The sequence below is a fragment of the Microbacterium sp. AR7-10 genome, from assembly GCF_001878835.1.
In the GTDB taxonomy this organism is placed as follows: Bacteria; Actinomycetota; Actinomycetes; order Actinomycetales; family Microbacteriaceae; genus Microbacterium; species Microbacterium commune.
The window spans coordinates 1-19521 of sequence record NZ_MJIR01000076.1 but is presented as its reverse complement, the minus strand read 5'-3'; the positions used below and the strand labels follow the sequence as shown (position 1 = coordinate 19521).

General features: G+C 65.9%; 21 protein-coding genes. 8 read left to right on the top strand and 13 right to left on the bottom strand.

Translation table 11 applies throughout. The annotated features are described in order from the left end of the window. Positions 1 to 8: 8 nt before the first annotated feature. The 3 genes from BFN01_RS10775 to BFN01_RS10765 all read right to left on the bottom strand — a co-directional run bounded on the left by BFN01_RS10775 (position 9) and on the right by BFN01_RS10765 (position 2642). Positions 9 to 1430, bottom strand: a complete 1422-nt coding sequence (locus tag BFN01_RS10775) for a ferric reductase-like transmembrane domain-containing protein (protein WP_143187220.1) — start codon at positions 1428 to 1430, stop codon at positions 9 to 11. Positions 1431 to 1503: 73 nt separating this feature from the next. After that, the gene (locus BFN01_RS10770) at positions 1504 to 2220 is read right to left on the bottom strand and encodes a VIT family protein (protein ID WP_033105319.1); all 717 of its coding nucleotides are present in this window, start codon (positions 2218 to 2220) and stop codon (positions 1504 to 1506) included. Then, positions 2217 to 2642 (bottom strand): DUF1003 domain-containing protein, encoded by a 426-nt coding sequence (locus tag BFN01_RS10765; RefSeq protein WP_071644266.1) that lies wholly within the window; start codon positions 2640 to 2642, stop codon positions 2217 to 2219. The genes BFN01_RS10770 and BFN01_RS10765 overlap by 4 nt, the downstream gene beginning before the upstream one ends. 659 nt (positions 2643 to 3301) lie before the next feature. On the opposite strand from BFN01_RS10765, the gene BFN01_RS10755 reads away from it, so the two are divergent. Continuing rightward, complete coding sequence (locus tag BFN01_RS10755; RefSeq protein ID WP_071644261.1) at positions 3302 to 3664, top strand: metalloregulator ArsR/SmtB family transcription factor; 363 nt, start codon at positions 3302 to 3304, stop codon at positions 3662 to 3664. Next, complete coding sequence (locus BFN01_RS10750; protein ID WP_071644259.1) at positions 3661 to 4656, top strand: cation diffusion facilitator family transporter; 996 nt, start codon at positions 3661 to 3663, stop codon at positions 4654 to 4656. The genes BFN01_RS10755 and BFN01_RS10750 overlap by 4 nt, the downstream gene beginning before the upstream one ends. A gap of 102 nt (positions 4657 to 4758) precedes the next feature. Here the strand turns inward: BFN01_RS10750 and BFN01_RS10745 are convergent, their stop codons facing one another. The 7 genes from BFN01_RS10745 to BFN01_RS16025 all read right to left on the bottom strand — a co-directional run bounded on the left by BFN01_RS10745 (position 4759) and on the right by BFN01_RS16025 (position 10685). Next, positions 4759 to 5355, bottom strand: a complete 597-nt coding sequence (locus BFN01_RS10745) for a DUF305 domain-containing protein (protein WP_071644257.1) — start codon at positions 5353 to 5355, stop codon at positions 4759 to 4761. A 156-nt stretch (positions 5356 to 5511) separates the two neighbouring features. Further along, on the bottom strand, positions 5512 to 5913 hold the full coding sequence (locus BFN01_RS10740; RefSeq protein WP_071644255.1) for a four-helix bundle copper-binding protein: 402 nt from the start codon (positions 5911 to 5913) through the stop codon (positions 5512 to 5514). Between the two features lie 352 nt (positions 5914 to 6265). Next, positions 6266 to 7060 carry an IS21-like element helper ATPase IstB gene (istB, locus tag BFN01_RS10735; protein ID WP_071644253.1) on the bottom strand — a complete coding sequence of 265 codons (795 nt, stop codon included), beginning with the start codon at positions 7058 to 7060 and terminating at the stop codon, positions 6266 to 6268. Next, a complete protein-coding gene (gene istA, locus BFN01_RS10730) occupies positions 7060 to 8265 on the bottom strand; it encodes an IS21 family transposase (RefSeq protein ID WP_071644251.1) in 1206 nt (401 codons plus the stop codon). Before istA ends, istB begins: the two co-directional genes overlap by 1 nt. A 367-nt stretch (positions 8266 to 8632) precedes the next feature. Continuing rightward, positions 8633 to 9472: a F510_1955 family glycosylhydrolase gene (locus BFN01_RS10725; RefSeq protein ID WP_071644249.1), complete on the bottom strand. Its 840-nt coding sequence runs from the start codon at positions 9470 to 9472 to the stop codon at positions 8633 to 8635. A 144-nt stretch (positions 9473 to 9616) separates the two neighbouring features. Beyond that, complete coding sequence (locus BFN01_RS10720) at positions 9617 to 10225, bottom strand: DUF305 domain-containing protein (RefSeq protein WP_071644247.1); 609 nt, start codon at positions 10223 to 10225, stop codon at positions 9617 to 9619. Between the two features lie 91 nt (positions 10226 to 10316). Beyond that, positions 10317 to 10685: a DUF6153 family protein gene (locus tag BFN01_RS16025; protein ID WP_371261025.1), complete on the bottom strand. Its 369-nt coding sequence runs from the start codon at positions 10683 to 10685 to the stop codon at positions 10317 to 10319. A gap of 244 nt (positions 10686 to 10929) precedes the next feature. Here BFN01_RS16025 and BFN01_RS10710 point away from each other — a divergent pair, with 244 nt between their 5' ends. The 3 genes from BFN01_RS10710 to BFN01_RS10700 all read left to right on the top strand — a co-directional run bounded on the left by BFN01_RS10710 (position 10930) and on the right by BFN01_RS10700 (position 13814). Further along, complete coding sequence (locus BFN01_RS10710; protein WP_029153945.1) at positions 10930 to 11190, top strand: YHS domain-containing protein; 261 nt, start codon at positions 10930 to 10932, stop codon at positions 11188 to 11190. 71 nt (positions 11191 to 11261) lie between these two features. Next, positions 11262 to 13472, top strand: a complete 2211-nt coding sequence (locus BFN01_RS10705; protein WP_083428777.1) for a heavy metal translocating P-type ATPase — start codon at positions 11262 to 11264, stop codon at positions 13470 to 13472. 21 nt (positions 13473 to 13493) lie between these two features. After that, on the top strand, positions 13494 to 13814 hold the full coding sequence (locus BFN01_RS10700) for a metal-sensitive transcriptional regulator (RefSeq protein ID WP_071644241.1): 321 nt from the start codon (positions 13494 to 13496) through the stop codon (positions 13812 to 13814). Here BFN01_RS10700 and BFN01_RS10695 read toward each other — a convergent pair. After that, positions 13787 to 14122 (bottom strand): hypothetical protein, encoded by a 336-nt coding sequence (locus BFN01_RS10695; protein WP_071644239.1) that lies wholly within the window; start codon positions 14120 to 14122, stop codon positions 13787 to 13789. The genes BFN01_RS10700 and BFN01_RS10695 overlap by 28 nt on opposite strands. 546 nt (positions 14123 to 14668) lie before the next feature. On the opposite strand from BFN01_RS10695, the gene BFN01_RS10690 reads away from it, so the two are divergent. The 3 genes from BFN01_RS10690 to BFN01_RS10680 all read left to right on the top strand — a co-directional run bounded on the left by BFN01_RS10690 (position 14669) and on the right by BFN01_RS10680 (position 16549). Next, positions 14669 to 15277: an SRPBCC family protein gene (locus BFN01_RS10690; protein ID WP_071644237.1), complete on the top strand. Its 609-nt coding sequence runs from the start codon at positions 14669 to 14671 to the stop codon at positions 15275 to 15277. A 59-nt stretch (positions 15278 to 15336) separates the two neighbouring features. Beyond that, positions 15337 to 15957 carry a DUF4166 domain-containing protein gene (locus BFN01_RS10685; RefSeq protein WP_256221125.1) on the top strand — a complete coding sequence of 207 codons (621 nt, stop codon included), beginning with the start codon at positions 15337 to 15339 and terminating at the stop codon, positions 15955 to 15957. Between the two features lie 157 nt (positions 15958 to 16114). Further along, positions 16115 to 16549 carry a hypothetical protein gene (locus BFN01_RS10680; RefSeq protein ID WP_071644235.1) on the top strand — a complete coding sequence of 145 codons (435 nt, stop codon included), beginning with the start codon at positions 16115 to 16117 and terminating at the stop codon, positions 16547 to 16549. 217 nt (positions 16550 to 16766) lie between these two features. On the opposite strand, the gene BFN01_RS10675 is transcribed toward BFN01_RS10680, so the two are convergent. Together BFN01_RS10675 and BFN01_RS10670 are read right to left on the bottom strand one after the other, a co-directional pair. After that, on the bottom strand, positions 16767 to 18233 hold the full coding sequence (locus BFN01_RS10675; protein ID WP_071644232.1) for an HNH endonuclease signature motif containing protein: 1467 nt from the start codon (positions 18231 to 18233) through the stop codon (positions 16767 to 16769). Positions 18234 to 18459: 226 nt separating this feature from the next. Then, on the bottom strand, positions 18460 to 19521 hold a 1062-nt coding region (locus tag BFN01_RS10670; RefSeq protein ID WP_177243850.1), incomplete at its 5' end, for a RecQ family zinc-binding domain-containing protein.

Sequence of the window (19521 nt, the reverse complement as noted above, 5' to 3'; positions counted from 1 at the left end):
CTCCCTGCTCAGATAGTGAACGATTCGGAATGGATGCGATGGGCGGGGAACCCGGCGTCAACCAGGTCGCGCCTGAGGTCTTTCATCCAGGCCTCAGCGCCGCAGATGAACACGTCGTGGTCCTTCGGCTCCGGCACGAGGTGGTGGAGGAGATCTGCGCCCGACCATGCCTCGTGCGTGGCGGGAATCCAGCTCGATGCGCCAGAGGATCGCGGGCCGATGAACGGCAGGTAGCTCAGGCCACGGGTGCTGATGAGGTGAGCGATGGCCTCTTGCCGAAGTGCGTCCTCTGCCGCGGACTCCCGGGTGATGAGCATCGCGTCTCCCGGTCCGTAGAGTTCCGTCTCTAGCAGCGAGACGAGCGGTGCGACCCCGGCGCCTGCGCCGATCATGAGCAGCTTCGACCCGGTCCGACGCTCGCCGGTCATCTCTCCGTATGGTCCTTCCACGATGACCCTGGTGCCGGGGAGCAGCGCGGTGAGGCGTCGTGTACCGTCGCCCACCACACGGGCGGTCAATGTCAGCTCGCTTCCCGGCGCAGCGGAGAGCGAGAACGGGTGTCCGCGGGTCCAGCCCGGCCCATCGAGGAATCGCCAGACGAAGAACTGACCGGCCCTAGCGCCGAGCGTCGGAAGGTCGCGACCCGTAACCCGGATGGTGACCCCCCGAGCACCGTCCCACTCGACCCCTGCCACCCGCAGCGCCCGACGTGTGGACCGCAGCAGTGGCATGCCGATGCGGAACGCCAGCACCGATCCCGCGGCGAGGGCCCAGATCGACCACCAGTAGGCGGTCGCGATCGGCGAGGACAGGAAGTCGGCGCCCGTCCATAGCTGGTGCGGCAGCGCGAGCCCGACGCCCAGGTATGCATAGAGGTGCAGGAGGTGCCAGGACTCGTAGCGCAAGCGCCGCCGAGCACGCCGGATGGAGGTGACGACCACGAGCAGGATCAGCAGCGTGCCCACCGTGGCCAGGAGCATGCCCGGGTAGTCCCAGACGAACGACCAGAGCTGGACGAGAGGGTTGATGCCGGCTGCCATCGCGTAGCCCACCGCGAGCAGCGCGATGTGCGCGCCCATCAACCAGAAGGACCAGAATCCGACGAAGCGATGCAGCCGCGTGATCCCGTCGCGACCGAATCCGCGCTCGAACAGCGGAACGCGCGCCATCAGCAGCACCTGATAGAGCAGCAGATTCGCCGCGACCAGCCCGGTGAGGCGCCCGAACGTCGTGACGGTCTCGGCGTTGACGCCCAGGACTGCGGTCACTCCACCGCCGGCGACCCACAGAGCGACGACGAACAGGCTGGTCGCCCAGATCGCCGTGATCGCCGCTACACGCCAGACCTGCGCGCGGCCACGGGTCGCCCGCTGTGGCACCGGGGAAGCGGCGGGGGCGGAAGCACGGGTTCTCGTCGTCAGAGTGGTCATAGGGGAATCGTGCTGTCCCGACTCTGAGACGGGTCTAAGGAAGCGCCCCCGATAGATGACTCATAGCTGTCTCTCAGGCAATGCCGCTCGTCCCTAGGAGCGTCCCGATCGCGAATGTGACCACTAGCGCGATCGCACCACCGAGCACCACCCTGATCGTGGGCCTGAGCGCGGGGTTCCCGCCGATCCTCGCGCTGATGAACCCGGTCAGCGCGAGCGCCAGCAGAACCACTGCGAACGCGACCTGCACGCGGATCTCCGGAGGCGGGAGCAGGATCGCCAGCAGGGGAAGCATCGCCCCGAGCGCGAAGGCGAGCGCTGAGGCCCCCGCCGCCGCCCAGGGGCTGACCACCTGGTTCTCGGAGATGCCGAGCTCCGCTTCGAGATGCGCGGTCAGCGGATCCTGCGCGGTGAGCTCCTCCGCCACGAGGCGCGCGGTCGCCGGGCGGAGACCCTTCGCCTGATAGATGCCCACCAGCTCCTCGAGCTCGGTCGCAGGATCATCGGCCAGCTCGCCTCGTTCCTTCTCGATCAGAGCCCGCTGGCTGTCTCGCTGGCTGCTCACCGACACGTACTCCCCGAGCGCCATCGAGATCGCCCCACCGACGAGGCCGGCGACACCCGCCGCAAGCAGCGTCGCCGAATCGGTCGTCGCCCCCGCGACACCGACGACGAGCGACGCGACCGACACGATGCCGTCGTTCGCACCGAGCACCCCGGCCCTGAGCCAGTTGAGCCGCCCAGCGAGGTCGCCGCGGTGGGGCTCACCCGGATGCGTCGCCGACATCATCGTCCCGCTCCCTCTCCCGGCGCGGCGATGGAAGGCACATCCCGACGAAGCTCCCGCAGGAGGTCGAGCTGCATCCGATTGATTTCCATCAGCTCCTCGATCTCCCGCTTCGCTGCGAGGTTCGTCTCGTAGTCGTGCTCGGCGAGGGCCGCCGCGATGGCGTCCTGGCGTTTCGCCGCGATCAGCAGGATCGCCCCCTGCAGACCGGCGAGCATGCTGAGGAACAGGTTCAGCAAGATGTACGGGTAGGGATCCCATGTGACGGCCGTGACGTTGACTGCGGCCCACACGATCATGAACACGACGAATCCGCCGATGAAGAACCAGGAGCCCATGCCGTTGCGGAGCCGGTCAGCCGCACGCTCCCCACGAGTGAGCTGCTCTGCGTGCGCGGAATGCCAATTCGTGAGCGGTCGGGTCATCGGGCAAGAGTACGCCCACCACGAACGCACCCTCAGCTCGACCGCTAGCAGGTCCGGCCGCGGCAGCAGCCGAAGGCCCCTGCCAGAACGGGGTTCCGGCTCCCAATAGCGGCGACCGCCCGGGCAACCAAGTGACACCCGCGCCAGAAACGATCGTTTTCGGTGGCAGGTCAATGACAAGCCAAAGGGCGCGCGCGGACGTCAGCGTCCCCGCTCGACCTCTTCCTCTAACTCGTGCCGGTTTAGTCGGGTCGGAGCGAACTGGCGGATGTCGACGAGCGCGGGGCGTCGACCGGGGTTCATATCGTCACGTATCCACGAGACGATATCTGCGGTCGTCTCATCGTCGTTGGCACCGCCGATCCAGACGGGTTCGTTCGTCCGATCTCCTGGGATAAGGACCACGACGTTCGAGTGCTCGCACGCGTCAAGGCATCGTGAAACCACTACTCGAGTTCCATGGCCGGCCTCGTTGCGGAGCGTGCTTAGCTGCTTCAGGTGGTCGAAGTCTGGATGCTTCTGTCGGCTCCCGCAGTCACCCCCACGGCACACGACCACGACGCTGCCGCCGTCGTCACTTGCCGGTTTCGCACTAGGTCGACGGTTACGAGCCACCGCACACCGCCCCTTCTCCAAACGCTCTATGCGATAATCTGCGTATGAATGCAGATATGTCAAGATGCGGCCGGCTTCCCGAGAGCGACTACGTCGAGTTGGCCGTGGAAGTGTTCTCGATGCTGGCTGATGCGACCCGCGTCCGCATCATCATGGCCCTGCGTGACGCTTCCGAGCTGTCCGTGAATCACCTGGCTGACATTGTCGACAAATCGCCTGCGGCGGTGTCTCAGCACCTGGCGAAGCTCCGCTTGGCGCGCATCGTCGCCACCCGGCAAGACGGAACTCGGATCTTCTATCGACTTGAGAATGAGCACGCTCAGCAGCTCGTCGCGGACGCGATCTTCCAGGCAGAACACTCCTTGGGCGGCATTCCTCACCACCACGCGGATCGGACACGCGAATGACCATCGATCACGGGCACGACCACGGCCATACCCACCCAACGGGGATTAAGGGCTTCATCTTCGGCCTCTTCGTCCCCCACTCTCATGACGCTGCCGACTCGATCGACGACGCGATGGAAGCGAACCGGTCCGGCATCCGAGCGCTGAAGATCAGCCTCTTGATTCTTCTCGTCACAACGATCCTGCAAGCAGCGGTCGTCCTGTTCAGCGGCTCGGTCGCACTCTTGGCCGATACCGTGCACAACTTCTCCGATGCCCTCACGGCTGTGCCCTTGTGGGTCGCCTTCGTCCTCGGGCGTCGGGCCGCATCGCGACGCTACACGTACGGGCTTGGGCGGGCGGAGGACCTCGCTGGACTCTTCATCGTCTTCGTAGTCGCACTCTCGGCAATCGTCGCCGCGTGGCAATCGATCGATCGCATCCTGAACCCGCAGCCCCTCACCAATATTGGGTGGGTGATCGCCGCGGGAATCATCGGCTTCCTCGGCAACGAAATCGTCGCCGTCTATCGCATCCGAGTAGGTCGTCGCATTGGCTCAGCCGCACTCGTCGCCGACGGCATCCACGCCCGCACGGACGGCTTCACCTCACTCGCCGTCGTAGCCGGAGGCGTAGGAGTCCTCCTAGGCTTCCCGCTCGCAGACCCAATCGTCGGTCTCATCATCTCGGCTGCGATCTTCGTGCTACTCATCGGAACGATCCGCAGCGTCGGACGTCGCCTCCTGGACGGGGTAGAACCCGAACTCGTCGACCGGGTCGCTCATGCCCTCGAACATGTCGACGGTATCGAGAGCGTCGACCGCATCCGCCTCCGCTGGAACGGACACCGTCTAGAAGGCGACGCGATCCTCTCCGTTGGCGATCACGCAACCCGGGACCGACTAGATGAGATCAGCGAGAGGGCGCACGAAAGCGTCCGCTCCCACCTTCCGAACCTCGACGAGTTCCTGATCAGCACCCGCGCGCCGGAACGGGATTTCGGCAAAAAGTAGCGGCAATCTCCCGAGCACTCACGAACTACACGGCCGGAAACGATCGTTTCCGGCAGGCTCTCGGAGCACAAGCCATGATCGGCCGATTATCGCTACCAATCGTCATCCGTCGTCCGAGCACTGGCGGTCGGCTGCCCGTTCGAAGTCTGGAACGGGTCGGTCTTGCGCGTCCTCGGCCGTCAGCGCGAGGCCGTTGCTTTCGATGTCGGCGATGAGCCAGTCCATTTCGAGGATCTCCCGGCGCTGCGCTTCGCTGATTTCAACCGCAAGTTCGCAGACGCGGACATCCTGCAGCTGTGCTCGCTCGGATCGGGTGATCGCGAGCGAGTGATGCGGAATCATTGCGCGCATGTACGCGGTGTCGTCGACGGTGATCTGGCTGCGGTCGAGGGCGATGCCTCCTCCGAGGAGGAGAACGCTGACGATGATGACCGCAATGTTCGCTTTCCTGTGCTTGTACATGTTGAGCATCCAGGCCAGCATGACCAGCCCCATGGCGCCGCCCATAGTGAGCGCCATGAAGACGCGGCTTTCGCTGAAGCGTATGTGCCCCCATTCCCACACTCCAGCGAACATCGTCCAATACATCACGACCATGCCGGTGAGAATCATCGCCGCGAATCGCAAGTACATCGTCAGCGATCCGTGCTTTTTCGTCCCCGCTTGTCGTCCATTTGTTTCGTGCGTGTCCTTCGACATATGCCTCACCTGTTCGTCTCAGCTCGTTGCGCGGTAGCGCGATTGATGACGACGTGTGGCGCAAGAGCGCTCGCTAGTCTGCTTCGGCTCGGTCAACGCGCATCACTGGATTGATGCGGGTAGCGAAGAACTGCACGACGCCGTCGAGGTGGCTATTCAGAGCATTGCGAGGAGCGCGGCGCAGGCGTCTTCGCATCGCCGGCAGGCCGCAGCACACACCGTGCAGTGTTCGTGCATCGTGTGCTTCTCGCACTCGTCGGCGCAGCTCGCGCATGCCGTGCGGCACGCTTCGAGGGTTGCGCGGGTGAGGTTGGCGTCGTACCCGGTGTGCCTGGACAGGATGCGTCCGGTGGTTTCGCAGAGGTCGGCGCAGTCCAGGTTCGTGCGGATGCACTTCGTCAGCTCGGCAACCATTTCCTCGCTCAGGCACGCGTCGGCGCATGCGGTGCATGATTGCGCGCACTCAACGCACGCCTCGATACACTCCACCAGCACCTTCCGGTCAGCCTGACCAAGGTCCTTCGGGTAGGTGCGGAGCATTTCCGCCGCGACAGTCATAGTGGCTCCTCTCGTCATTGTGGAGTCTTCAAACTACGACCGCACCTCGCTCCCGAGGACCCCGTTGAACACCCCGGGAGGGCATGGTAGTTCAGCGGCAGATCATCGTCGCAGCGATTGCTGTGCGGTGACGATTATTCCGTTTCTGCAGCGTGACTGGGTGGAGTTCGAAGGATCAGAGCCAGGGCGGCAATGACCATGATTACGGCGATGTCAAAGCTGGCGATCGTGTACGTCCACCAAGCGACGTCGGTCGATTGGGCATCATTGATCAGATGCGCGAGCGCGAGTGTCGGCGGCGCTCGAAAACTGAACGGTTTCGGCGTTCGAATTGTGAACGGTTGCTGGCAGTTTAGTCAGCTGGGTCGGTGATGTCGGTGCGGGTGCTGGGGAGGCTGTCGATGCCGCGGCCTCGGAGCCGGTAGCTGGCGCCTTTGAGGGTGATTACCTCGGCGTGGTGAACGATGCGGTCGATCATCGCGGCGGCGACGACTTGGTCGCCGAACACTGTGCCCCAGCCGGAGAACGGCAGGTTCGAGGTGAGCACGAGCGAGGCGTGCTCGTAGCGGGATGACACGAGCTGGAAGAACAGGTTCGCGGAGTCCTGCTCGAACGGGAGGTAGCCGACCTCGTCGACGATGATCAGCCCGTAACGGCGCAGCCGGGCCAGTTCCTGCGGCAGGCGGCCTTGCCGGTGGGCGTCGGACAGGCGGGTGACCCATTCGGTGGCGGTGGCGAACAGAACCCGCTGGCCTTGATGGGCGGCGATGACGCCCAACGCGGTGGCCAAATGCGTCTTCCCGGTGCCGGGAGGCCCGAGAAGAACCACGTTGCGGGCCTCGAGGAGGAACGCCCCTGAGGCCAGGCTCGCGACCTGCTGTCGGACGGCGGACTGCTGGTCCCAGTCGAAGTCCTCGATGGTCTTGACCGCGGGAAACCCGGCCGCGCGGATCCGCAGGCGGGCGCCGGAAGCGTTGCGGGCGCTCACTTCGCGTTCGAGCACCGCGGCGAGGTAATCCTCAAAAGACCAGCCCGCGGCCCTCGCCTGCTCCGCGAGCCGGCCTGCGGCTTCGAGGATGCGCGGCGCCTTCAGTGAGCCGGCAAGATAGGTGAGCTGCTTGACCGTCTCGGTCTGGGTGGTCGCCATCAGAACCCGCCTCCGATGCCGAAGGCTCGGTCATAGTCGGCAAGATCACGGACGAGATCATCACCCGCGGCGACCGAGCGCGGGGCGCGGAACTGCTCTCGCAGCACCTTCGCGGTCTCTAAGTGAGCCGGGTCGGTGATCGTCATCCCGCGCGCCCAAACCCGCGTGTGCTCGGCGACCAGGCGGCCATCGGCCCTGACCCTGACCCGGTCCAGATCAGCTGCGACATCGACCAGCCGGCCCACCGCGCGGGGGTCGACGGAGTAGTCGTTCGTGTCGACGCGGACGTAGTAGTCCCGCCCCAACCGGACCCTGTTCCGCCAGCCCAGGTGCAACGGGACCGGCGGCAGCGGCAGCATCGCAGCCCGGTCCGCGTTGATGCGCTGCTCCGGCGACGCCTTCAAGGTGCGGACCGTGCGCGCGTTGGCGATCTGCAACCAGTCGGTGAACTGCTCGTTGAAGTCTCCCGGAGAGGCGAACGAGCGGCCCGGCATGAACGAGGTCTCGAACCAGCCATTGCGCCGCTCGACGATCCCCTTGGACTCCGGATCCCGGGGAGGCAACAGCACCAGCTTCGCCGCCAACGTTCCCATGAACGACGCAACACCTTCCGCCCGCCGTGGTCCGCGCCCGATCCCGGGCTCGTTGTCCCAGATGAACCTCCGCGGGACTGCGCCGATCTGCTGCAACAGCTCCCAGGACCCCAGCAGCAGATCCTCCGTCTTGCGGGTCGGGATCATCCGCCCGACGGTGAACCTGGAGTGCGCGGGCGTGATCACCAGCACCGGCAACAGCTTCACTGTCCCGTCCTCGAGCGGGATCTTCCTCGGCGGGAACCAGAGATCACACTGCGCCGCATCGCCCGGTTCCCAGATCAACCGGTCCGCGGGATCGATGCGCCGCTGCTCGGGCCGCAACCGTTTCACGTTGTCCCGGAACCAGCGGATCGAGCCCGTCCAGCCCACCCGCTCGGCCAGCACCGTCGCCGGCATCTCGGGCGTCTCCCGCAGCAGTTCCTTCACCCGCGCTTCGAACGGCGTGAACGACGTCACCGCCGCCGTCCGCTCATACTTCGGCGGGGAATCCGACGCCAACGCGGCATACACCGTCGTCCGCGAGATCCCCAACCTCGTCGCGATCTGCGCCTTCGCCACACCCTCCCCGGCAAGCCGGCGAATCAGTGCCCAGTCCTCCAAAGTGATCACACTCCAATCGTCGAGTGTTCACTTTTCAAGCGCCGCAACTGTCCAGTTTTCGAGCGCCGCCGACAGCGAGGGCTGGACCGCAGATCAAGAGCATATATCCAAGACGCACGAGCCTTCGATGCGTCCGCTCCGCGGGACTGCGAGGCGAAGGCGCGCCGGGTGAGGACGAGTGCACGGCCGTCAGATGGTGCATCGAGTCGAAGGGTGATCTGGAGCCGGTGGGGGTCATCAGAAGATCGCTCCAATCGCGAGAAAACTAGCAGCGGCGAGGAGAGCAACGGCGACCGTCGCCACGATGACGAACAACACGAGGTTCCGAAAGGGGTTCTTGGGCGCTTTCACGAGGAATCCTTGGGCACGGGCCGCGTTATTGGGCGGGACTCAGCACAGTGGTGCTGTCCGGTGAGACTTCAACGATGCCCCGGTCATCGACGAGGATGACGCGGTCGTCGATGACAGTGAGGGCTTGAACGGCGCCTTGGAGCGATTCGAGCTGATGCCAGGTTCCATTTTCATCCTCTGTCCACAGGACGCCATCGGTGCCTGCGCCGAGAAGAGTGCCATCGGTGCGAGCATCCAGCGCGTAGAGCACAGGTGTTCCGTCGACTGGAGTGAATGTGTTACCGCCGTCGCTGCTGAAGAGAACGCCTTCTTCGGCTGCAGCGTACAAACCGGATTCGGTGACCGCGAGATCAGCGGCGCCGAGGGACGCACGCTCCGTCCAGTTGTTTCCCTCGTCTGTGCTGGTGAGCAGGTTCACTTGGCTAGAGGGGACGCCGTAGAGGGTGCCGTCCGGGGCCGCGGTGAGGATGTGGAAGTCGGTGGTTCCGTTGAGAGCAATAGGCGACCAAGTGTTCCCGTAGTCGTCGCTGCGGATGATGCCGAGGTTGGGCGATCCGAGTTCGGCCGGGGTCTTTTCGCCGGGATGCCCGGAGGCGAACAGCGCGTCTCCCGAGACCGTGAATCCCATGGCGTCGAAGGCGTGACCGCCGATCGGGCCGGAGATATCCCCATCTGGTGTGAGAGTGAAGATTCCGTTGTGCGTGGCCACCAGCAGATCATCGCCCCGGGGATCTTGGGCGATGCCGTGGATGTGGTCGATGCGGGGAGCTGAGTCCGGGTTGCCGAGCGGTGTCGCGGTGCATCCGGTGGCGACAGCCGCCAGGACGGTCACAGTGACGGTTGCGAGAAGGAGTGAGCGTTTCATGATGGTTTCCGTTAGTGGCCTCAAGCGGGCCTGGCTTCACGACGCGCAACAAGAGCACGCCGACGTCTGACTGCTGCCGCAATGGGGCAGCACGGATGACAGGTCCGGGCGGGACGATCGGATACCGGCCCGCCCGGAGGATTCCTACAGCTGGCCGAGGAGTTCCTGCATCGTGGCGATCTCCGCCGTCTGGTCGTCGATCACCTGTTGCGCGAGCTCGAGGACGTCCGGGTTCTGCGCATCATCAAGCGCCGTCTGCGCCATGTCGACGGCACCTTCGTGGTGCACGATCATCTGCTCCAGGAACAGGCTGTTCGCCTCGACAGCATCCGCGCTCTCCAACATGGTCATGTCCTCTTCGGACATCATGCTGTCGTCACCGCCCATCGAACCGTGATCCATGCCTCCCATGGAGTCGGGGTCATACTCCACACCCCAGTCTTCGAGCCATCCGAGCATCTTGTCGATCTCGGGGCCCTGCGCCGCCTTGATCTCCTCGGCAAGTTCCACCACGCGTGCGTCGGCACCGTCTTTAGCGAGCAGCATGTCGGCCATCTCGACCGCCTGCTCGTGATGAGGGATCATCATCGTGACGAACATCTCGTCAGCCTCGTTCGCTGCCGAAGTCGACGACGACTGAGACGGGGAGGTGGATTCGCTGGACGGTGCCGTGCTGTTGTCAGCGCAGCCGGTGAGAACCAGTGCAAGGGTCAGTACACCCGTACTGACAGCAACGGGAATCTTCTTATTCATGGTTGTTCCTTCGATACGTCGTGTGAGGGTTCGCAACTGATGGCGCCAGACGGCGCCAGGAATCCGACCCATCAGGGTCGGCGGCGACTACTCAGGTGCGACTTATCGAAAGGAACGTCAGCGAGGGTGCCCGGGGAAGGATCCCGATCGCTTCCCACCTCACCAGGCTTACAGCACGGTGAGGGGGCAGCCGGTGACGCTGAATCAATATCGGAGGGAGGAGGAGAAGCAGACCGGCAAGCAACGCCAGCACGCACGCAATCAGCATCTCGTTGTGACCCTGCCCATGTCCGGTGCTCACATGACACGCACCCTCACACGCGGCGGACTCGCTCGCGACGGTTGACGCCGCTACTGTGGCGTGCTCCTCCCCAGCTGCGGAGTGGGTGAGTCCGACGGATCCGTGTCCCGCAGGTTCGGAGGTGAAGGTATGCATCGCCAGCAAGCCGACGATAACCATCAGCGTGGCCCCGCCGAGCATCAACAACGCGCGCAACGACAACTGCGGACGTGCGCCACGAACTGCGACGTGCATACTCGGCCTCCTCCATTCCGTGCAGGATGCTAACACCACGATCTATGCGGCCGCCCGCCCTGATCCTTCAGCGCCGCCATGTATATCCTAGTGCGGAATACCCCCAGGGGGTATATCGTTAGGCATACCGACGCCGCACTCCGGTGTTTGAGAGAAAGAGGAACAAAACATGTCAGACTCCACTGGATCCTGCTGCAGCCGCAACAGCCACGGTTCCGTCGACGCCGAAGGACGCAAGGATCTCCTCACCCCGCCCGCGGAAGATCTCGCCGAATGTCCTGTGATGGTAGGCAGCACCGTCATCAAGGCGGATGCAGAAGCTGCTGGCCTGTACCGCGATTACGACGGCACCCGGTACTACTTCTGCTGCGCTGGATGCGGGCCCGCGTTCGACGCCGACCCGGCTAAGTACGCCACCGCTGCTGCCTGACACCGTTTCACGGTGCGGGGCACGCCAGACAAGTCAGCCCCACGGTTCTCAATTCCGAGGAGGATAGGCCCATGAGCCACTCGCGTAACGACGGCGCGGAGCACACCCACGCCCACCACGACCACGCGGCGTCGACCCCCGCAGTGACGACCGAAACTGACCACGATGCGCACGCGGGACATCAAGCAATGGCGCATGCACCGCAGTCAGACGCGGCCGCGCACAGTCACAGAGACCACGGAAGCGACAACGCGCCCTCCGGTCACAACACCCACGCTGGACACGGCGGTCATGCAGGCCATGGCGACCACGTCGGGCAGTTCCGTCGCCTGTTCTGGATCATGCTCGTCCTCGCCGTCCCCACGGTCGCGTTGTCGGGCATGTTCTCGATGATCCTCGGCTACACCCTCCCCGATATTCCGGGTCTGTCCTGGGTATCCCCGGTGCTGGGCACTGTCATGTACGCGTGGGGTGGAAAGCCGTTCCTCGTCGGTGCAGTCAGCGAGCTCCGCGCTCGCAAGCCCGGCATGATGCTGCTCATTGGCCTCGCGATCACCGTCGCGTTCGCCGCCTCCTGGGGCGCGACGCTCGGCGTGCTCCATCACGAACTCGACTTCTGGTGGGAGCTCGCCCTCCTCATCGTCATCATGCTTCTCGGGCACTGGATCGAGATGCGCTCCCTCGCCCAGACGACTTCCGCCCTGGACTCACTCGCCGCTCTTCTCCCCGATGAGGCAGAGCGCGTCGAGAATGACCAGGTCGTCACGGTCTCACCGACCGATCTCGTCGTCGGCGACGTCGTCATCGTACGGCCGGGTGGCAGCGTCCCCGCCGACGGGCGCATCGTCGACGGACGGGCCTCGATGGACGAGTCCATGGTCACGGGCGAGTCCCGCACCGTGGAACGCGGCAGCGGCGACCACGTCACAGCCGGCACCGTTGCCACCGATTCCGGGCTTCGCGTCGAGATCACCGCGACCGGCGACGACACGACCCTCGCCGGCATCCAACGTCTCGTCACCCAAGCGCAAAGCTCCTCGTCCCGCGCACAGCGGCTCGCGGACACCGCCGCCGGATGGCTGTTCTGGTTCGCCCTGGGTGCTGCGGCGATCACCGCGATCGTCTGGACGTTGGTCGGCTTGCCTGACGCGGCTGTCATCCGCACCATCACCGTCCTCGTCATCGCCTGCCCGCACGCGCTGGGCCTGGCCATCCCGCTGGTCGTCTCAATCGCCACCGAACGCGCCGCCCGGGGCGGCGTTCTCGTCAAAGACCGGCTCGCGCTCGAAAGCATGCGCACCATCGACACGGTCCTGTTCGACAAGACCGGCACCCTCACCAAGGGCGAGCCCGTCGTCTCCGAGATTTCCGTCGTCGACGGCACCGACCCCGACCAGATCCTCGCACTGGCCGCCGCCGCAGAAACTGATAGTGAGCACCCGCTCGCGAAGGCCATCGTGCGCGCAGCCGCCGACAAGCAGCTCACCATCCCGCGCAACGGCGACTTCACTTCCTCGCCCGCTGTGGGCGTCACAGCGACCGTCGACGGGAAGATCATCCGAGTCGGTGGACCGCACCTGCTCACCGAGGAGAACGCCGACGAGCTCCCGGTCGCCGATCAGTGGCGGACGGATGGCGCGATCATCCTGCACGTCATCCAGGACGGCCGCGTCGTCGGCGCGTTGAAACTCGCCGACGAGGTGCGCTCGGAATCCCGGGAAGCCGTCGACGCCCTCCACGCACTCGACGTGCAAGTGGTGATGATTACCGGCGACGCGGAAGCCGTGGCGCAGGCCGTCGCCCAAGACCTCGGCATCGACCGCGTCTTCGCCGGAGTACGCCCGGAGGACAAGGCCGCCAAGGTCCAACAACTCCAGAACGAGGGCCGTAAGGTCGCAATGGTCGGCGACGGCGTCAACGACGCCCCTGCCCTCGCGCAGGCCGACGTTGGGCTGGCGATCGGTGCGGGCACAGATGTCGCGATCGCCTCTGCTGGTGTCATCCTCGCAAGCGACGACCCCCGCTCGGTACTCTCGGTGATCGAACTGTCACGGGCTTCGTACCGGAAGATGAAGCAGAATCTCTGGTGGGCTGCCGGATACAACATCATCTCCGTCCCTCTCGCCGCCGGCGTCCTCGCCCCCATCGGATTCGTGCTCCCGATGTCGGTCGGAGCGATCCTCATGTCACTATCCACCATCGTCGTCGCCCTCAACGCACAACTGCTGCGCCGACTCGACCTCCGCCCCGACACCACGACCCGCGTCATCCTGAACCGCTGACCACAACCGCCGGAGATCCAGATGGCTGATACCACCGTCCCTACAACGTCCTGCAACCACACAGAGCACGGGTACATCACGGACAAAGCCCGCTACCTTGCTCGCCTCAAGCGCTTCGAAGGACAATCACGCGGCATCCACCGCATGGTCGAGGACGAGAAGTACTGCATTGACATCCTCACTCAGATCTCCGCACTGACCAGCGCCCTGCAGAGCGTTGCCGTCGGGCTCCTCGAAGACCACCTGCGCCACTGTGTGGCAGATGCAGCTCGCGCCGGCAGCGACATCGCCGAAGAGAAGGTCCGGGAAGCGTCTCAGGCGATCGCCCGCCTCGTTCGCTGAGTCGCGGCAGATTCGAAAGTGCCCGGACCGGTGAAGCGCAAGCAGTTCGATTCCTCGTGCGCATGTACTCGCGCCGGCTGTGTCGGCCTGCATGCGACGCGTCCCCGCCCCCACTCGACCTCTTCTTCCAGCTCGTGCCGGTTTAGTCGGGTCGGCGAGAACTGCCGGATGTCGACGAGCGCCGGCCGACGTACAGGGTTCGTGTCGTCACTGAACCACGTGACGATATCCGCCGTCGTCTCGTCGTCGTTGGCACCGCCAATCCATACGGGCTCGTCCGCGTCACTGGCGACCGGGATGATGACCACGGCATTCGAGTACTCGCATGCGTCCAGGCACCGCGAAACCACTACTCGAGCTCACCCAGCTCAGCGACCTGACCGACGGCCTCGATGAGGCGACAGGCCGCTAACGCCGAGGGTCGAATCCCCCCGGCTCTCGCCGAATACGCCTGCCGAAAGCTCGTTGCGGCGCACGTTTCTGGAAACCGAATCCCGGCTTCGGGAGCGAGATAGCCGAAAACGATCGTTTGCGGCGGCCGCTCAAGAGACGCGAACCACGCCCGCCCAGGCGGCGGAGGTCTCAAAAAAGCGCCTCGCGATCTCTGCCTCTTGGCGCAACCGATCGAGTGTGTCGCGGTACTCGGCGTCCTCGGTCACGTCGTCCTGCGAGTGACCCCCATGTGCTTTGCCCATATTTTGTTTCAAGGAGCTCGATGATGTCGTCGTAGAGCGCCGTGAACTCGCCCGAAGGTGCAAACACATGGAGTTCCGCGGCATCCGGCCCGACCGCGACTGACGTCCCGTGTAGCGTCGGGTGTCAGAGTGTCGGCGAACAGCAGTCGGGGGTCGAGCATGCGTCGGTCGCAGGCGTTGTATGTCGAGGTGCTCATCCGAGCCGGTGTGGAGACGATCTGGGCGCTGACGCAGGATCCAGACCTCCATCCGCGGTGGGACCTGCGCTTCAGCAGGATCGAGCCGACCGGCTCTGATTCGGCGGGCCGGTCGCGGTTCCGGTACGAACGGGCCTTGCCGCTGCACGTGATCCGGGGCGAGGGCATCTCACTCGGAGAGAAGACCCGCGACCATGGCATCCGCACGTCCGCGTTGGCGTTCTCGACCGACGACCGCCTGTCGCCGTTGCGCAGCGGCCGCGGGTACTGGCGCTACGTGCCGACGCCGGAGGGCGTGCGATTCATCACCGGATACGACTATCAGCCGGGTTGGGGCAGATTCGCCGATCTGGCCATGCGGCCGGTGATCCTATGGATGACCGCATGGAGCTTCGACCGGCTGCGCATCTGGGCCGAGCGCGGCGAAGAACCGGATCGGTGGCCCCTGCTGTCGGTCGTGTGGTTCTGGCGTTCGGGCAGACCCCGCGCCGCGCGGTGTCGCACCGTCCCACCACGTGACGGCGCGATGGCTGATGCTCCGCAGACGCTGCAGAGGGTGAGCGTCTCGTGAGCGGCACTCCGATGTTCCGGGCAGCGCTCGGAGACGAAGCCTTTGCACGTCTGCATCCCATGATGCAGCGACGGTTCGGCATCTCGGTGGCGAACGGCTACGGATGCGTCGGACGCGGGACCATGAGCCGCATCCGTAGAGGCCCATGGTGGACGGTTCCGTTTCTGCTGATCGGTCGAGTGCGCCATATCCTCGTCGCAGACACCGGCACGAACGTGCCATTCGTCATCGAGAACTACCCGTACCTCGACCCGTACGGTCGAGAGACGGTGACGTTCGTTCGCGAGTATCGCGCGCGACGACGGCCGGCGCGGTTCGACGCGACGATGGTTCTCGACCCCTCCAGTCGGACGATCGTGGACTACCTCGGCACGCATCAGCACCTCGCCGTCGATCTGCACCTCGGAGTCGACGAAAACGGTGGCCTCGTTCTGCGATCGGATGAGCAGCGCTTCTACGAGGGGCCCATCGCGTTCCGGTTCCCGATGCTGTTCTCGGGTCGTGCCGAACTGCGCGAGCGTTATGACGAGGCGAAGGGCGCCTTCCACATCTCGCTCGAGGTGCGAAACCGAATCTTCGGCTTCCTCTTCGGCTACGAGGGCTGGTTCACGTGCGAGTTCCCGTCCGCGACCGATGCCCCGGACCGGCTGAAGCCACGACGACACGAGCGTCGGCTCTGACGCATACAGACGCCGGTCGTCACGGATTCGGCGGTCTGACATTGGCCTACGAAGTGAACGGATTCAAGCCGATCGCTGCAGCGCCGTGATCGCCGAGCGATGAACGAGCGGGCGCTTCGAAGACAGCCGCCGCATATCGGATCGGTACCCTGAGCCCATGGGACGAACGACGAGAACTGTTTCGGCCGCACTTGGGACTGCCTCGGTGATCGCGCTCTCAGGGTGTGCGGGAATGGACAGCCTCATCTGGGGACAGGATGGGGCGGCCACGATCTCGACCACAGAGCAGCTGATAGAAGCAGCCGCAGAGGGCGACGCCAAGGGCTTCGTGTGCGACGAAGCAGATCCCGAACTCCGAGATCCCGCGGACTGGGAAGGACTCTCCGCTGAGGAACCCGAAAGGTTCGCCTCCGAGTACTGGGAACAGTTCGCAGCTCTCGATCCGCAGTGGAGCATCAACCTGTCGCTGCCCGAAGACCGCGTGGCCCCGGGCGTCGAATACCCGGGCGACGTGTTCTACCGCGACGCCGACGACGGTCTCTGTCTTGTGGCTGTCGCGTGGTGGACGGTGGAAGGGCAGCCGCCACCGTGACAGAGCGGGCGGACTACAACGCGGGCAAAGAGTCGTTCATCCTGGCGGCGGTCGAGAAGTCGACCGCCGCCAGCAGCGCTTCCGACCGGGACTGACGTCGGCTCATATCCGCAGCACGCCGTCGCGGCTCCGACGGTCAGGCACGAATCACGCTGAACTCCACGAGCGAATGCAGCCAAGCCGACTGAGTCGCAGCACTGCTCGAGGGCTCGCGCTGCTACTCCCGCATCACCGCGTCACGTTGCCGCTGCCGCTGCTTCCGGCGGCGACGCGCATGAAGGGTGGACAGTCTCGGCGTGCGCCACTTCTGCTGGGCGTCCCACCAGGCCGGTCCGCGGATCTGCGGGAGACCGCCGTTCATGCGGATCTCCCAGCCCGACTGGCCGAGCGATCGGTGATGCCACCAGCAGAGCGGCACGCCGTTGTCGGTGTGCGTCGGGCCACCCCGGGCGTGCTCGACCACGTGGTGGATCTCGCACCAGGTCGCCGGGACATGGCATCCGGGAATCAGGCATTCCTGATCTCTGGCGACGATCGCCCGGCGCTGGTGAACGGTGAACACGCGGTCGGTGGTCGTGATCCCCACGATGCGGCCTTCGTCGAACAGCACGCGCTGCACGGCTCCGGTGCAGGCGGTGTGGGTCGCGACGTGCAGCGGAACGGCGGTCTCGGATCCGGGCAGGGTTGCCCAGCCGGCGCCTGCCGCCAGATCTGCGGCGTCGACGTGCACGACCAGAGTCGGGGCTGCACCGCCGAGCGAAGGCATCTCGCTGTGTCGGGCGGCGATGCCGAGAGCGGCGGCGAGCGCATCGTGTCGCTTCTGCGCAGGGGTGCGCGGATCGATCACGTTGCGGGGGTCGGTGTTGAACTCGTCGTCGCTGGAGGGGTCGTCGTCGAAGGTGAAGCGGACGCCGGTGTCGGGAGCACCGCCGACCTTCGGGTTGTTGTAGGCGTCGTCGATGAGCTGGAACTGCGCAGCCAGCTCAGGGGTGAGGCCTCCCCGCACGGGGTGGAGACCGTCGCGCACCCGGCCGATCGTGAACCCTCGGCGCGCCTGCGCGCGCTGGTCTGACGGCTCAGCGCCGTCCGGGTCGAGGGCGATGGCGAGGGCGGACGCGAACTGCTTCAGGTCGTCTGCCGATGCTCGCGGCGCCTGCCCGCGATCATCGTGATCGGCATCGTCGTGGTCGCCGGGGAGGTCGTCACCGCGGGCGAACGCCGCGAGGTTGGCGTCGGCCCACATCCGCTGCTCGACAGTGATTCGATCCCGCCCGCTCTCCAGCGGCGCGACAGACGCCAGCAGACCGGCGACGCCGACGGCACCGTCGAGCAGCGCCTCGCGCATAGCGGGCCAGCGGGCCGGCATCCGCTCCCCCGACACCAGATTCGTCTCACGCTGCACCGCCTCCGCCGCCCGGATGATCCGCGCTGCGGAGGGCGCGTCGACCAGCACCGCCCGACGGAGCATCTCGTTCATGCCCCGGCATCCGAATCGATGACCGAATTCGGTGTCGGCAGTAGCCACCGTCTCGACGATGCCCGCATCAGCCAGCCGCGATATCTCCCCGAGGCCCGCGAGCGCTTCCGCGCGCTCCGCATCCGACAGCCCCGCAAGCGCGTCGCCCGACAGCAGATCGCGCAGGTCGGCAGCAACCTGAGCGAGTGCATCGGCGGGGCTGTTCATACCTCCATTCTGACGAGGGCCACCGACATTCACCCCGTCGTTTTCCCCAGATCAGAAAAACTTTCCGAGAAAGTTTTCCGGAAGCTGAGGAGACTCCCTGAGACGAGCTTTCGCACACGAGACGTCGCGCCGAGCGGGCTGTCTCATGCGGCCCGTCGCACCCGAAAGCGCCGGTCGCCCGGAAAGACGTCGCGCGGCTCGTCCATGACAGCGGACCACCGCGGGCTCAGCCGCGCAGCGCGAGCACGAAGGGCAGCACCTCGCTCGCCCCGGCCTGGCGCAGCTCGCGGGCCGCGACCGTGAGCGTCCAGCGGCTGTCGGCCTGGTCGTCGACGAGCAGCACAGGCCCGTCCGGCACGGCGAGCCCGTCGGCGCTGAAGCGCTCCCAGAGCCCGGCGAGACGGAACACGCTGTTGCCGCCCGGTTCACCGCTCGGCCCACCGTTCGCGACGTCGAGCGCCCCGATGTACGGCAGCCGGCCGATGCCCGCGATCCCCCGGGCCAGCGAGTCGACGAGCAGCGGCTTCGAGCGCGACGGCATCGCGACGACAGCCACCGGGCGCCGTTCCCAGCCCCACCCGGCCAGCACCCGCACGCACGCCTCGAGAATCTGCGGGGTGACCTCGGCATCCGCAGCTCCGGCGGCGAACAGCTGCCGCAGCGTGCCTCCCCAGCCCAGGTCGGTGAGCCGGGCCAGCGCGCGGCCCTCCCCCGCCTGCTCGTCGACGGGAATGCGTCCCTTCACCGGCACGCCCACCCGATCGCCGCCGGTGGGCCACTGCCGGCGCGCTTCGATCGGCACGCCGACGCGGTCGAGCGCGCCGGATGCCGCAGCTCCCGCATCCGAGCCGATCTCGGTCGGGAACCACGGCCCGGCGCAGTTGTCGCAGCGACCGCAGGGCGCGGCTGTGTCATCGTCGAGCGAGCGCTGCAGGAACTCCATGCGGCAGCCGTCGGTCTGCTGGTAGTCGAGCATGTGCTGCTGCTCGGCGCGGCGCTCGGCGGCGATGCGCTCGTACCGCTCGGCGTCGTACATCCACGGCTGACCGGTCGCGACCCAGCCGCCCTGCACCCGCCGCACCGCACCGTCGACGTCGAGCACCTTCAGCAGCAGCTCGAGCGGCGTGCGCCGGATGTCGACGATCGCCTCGAGCGCCGGGGTCGACAGCGGCTGGTCGCCCAGCGCCGCGATCACGCGCTCGGCGCGCTCACGATCGGGCATCGACGCGGTGGCGAAGTAGTGCCAGATGTCTCGATCCTCCGCGCCCGGCAGCAGCAGCACGTCGGC

What these genes read in the sequence shown, in the direction of transcription:
- BFN01_RS10775 (WP_143187220.1), bottom strand. Translation starts at nt 1,430, where the DNA reads ATGACCACTCTGACGACGAGAACCCGTGCTTCCGCCCCCGCCGCTTCC.
- BFN01_RS10770 (WP_033105319.1), bottom strand. Translation starts at nt 2,220, where the DNA reads ATGATGTCGGCGACGCATCCGGGTGAGCCCCACCGCGGCGACCTCGCT.
- BFN01_RS10765 (WP_071644266.1), bottom strand. Translation starts at nt 2,642, where the DNA reads ATGACCCGACCGCTCACGAATTGGCATTCCGCGCACGCAGAGCAGCTC.
- BFN01_RS10755 (WP_071644261.1), top strand. Translation starts at nt 3,302, where the DNA reads ATGAATGCAGATATGTCAAGATGCGGCCGGCTTCCCGAGAGCGACTAC.
- BFN01_RS10750 (WP_071644259.1), top strand. Translation starts at nt 3,661, where the DNA reads ATGACCATCGATCACGGGCACGACCACGGCCATACCCACCCAACGGGG.
- BFN01_RS10745 (WP_071644257.1), bottom strand. Translation starts at nt 5,355, where the DNA reads ATGTCGAAGGACACGCACGAAACAAATGGACGACAAGCGGGGACGAAA.
- BFN01_RS10740 (WP_071644255.1), bottom strand. Translation starts at nt 5,913, where the DNA reads ATGACTGTCGCGGCGGAAATGCTCCGCACCTACCCGAAGGACCTTGGT.
- istB (WP_071644253.1), bottom strand. Translation starts at nt 7,060, where the DNA reads ATGGCGACCACCCAGACCGAGACGGTCAAGCAGCTCACCTATCTTGCC.
- BFN01_RS10725 (WP_071644249.1), bottom strand. Translation starts at nt 9,472, where the DNA reads ATGAAACGCTCACTCCTTCTCGCAACCGTCACTGTGACCGTCCTGGCG.
- BFN01_RS10720 (WP_071644247.1), bottom strand. Translation starts at nt 10,225, where the DNA reads ATGAATAAGAAGATTCCCGTTGCTGTCAGTACGGGTGTACTGACCCTT.
- BFN01_RS16025 (WP_371261025.1), bottom strand. Translation starts at nt 10,685, where the DNA reads ATGGTTATCGTCGGCTTGCTGGCGATGCATACCTTCACCTCCGAACCT.
- BFN01_RS10710 (WP_029153945.1), top strand. Translation starts at nt 10,930, where the DNA reads ATGTCAGACTCCACTGGATCCTGCTGCAGCCGCAACAGCCACGGTTCC.
- BFN01_RS10705 (WP_083428777.1), top strand. Translation starts at nt 11,262, where the DNA reads ATGAGCCACTCGCGTAACGACGGCGCGGAGCACACCCACGCCCACCAC.
- BFN01_RS10700 (WP_071644241.1), top strand. Translation starts at nt 13,494, where the DNA reads ATGGCTGATACCACCGTCCCTACAACGTCCTGCAACCACACAGAGCAC.
- BFN01_RS10690 (WP_071644237.1), top strand. Translation starts at nt 14,669, where the DNA reads ATGCGTCGGTCGCAGGCGTTGTATGTCGAGGTGCTCATCCGAGCCGGT.
- BFN01_RS10685 (WP_256221125.1), top strand. Translation starts at nt 15,337, where the DNA reads ATGATGCAGCGACGGTTCGGCATCTCGGTGGCGAACGGCTACGGATGC.
- BFN01_RS10680 (WP_071644235.1), top strand. Translation starts at nt 16,115, where the DNA reads ATGGGACGAACGACGAGAACTGTTTCGGCCGCACTTGGGACTGCCTCG.
- BFN01_RS10675 (WP_071644232.1), bottom strand. Translation starts at nt 18,233, where the DNA reads ATGAACAGCCCCGCCGATGCACTCGCTCAGGTTGCTGCCGACCTGCGC.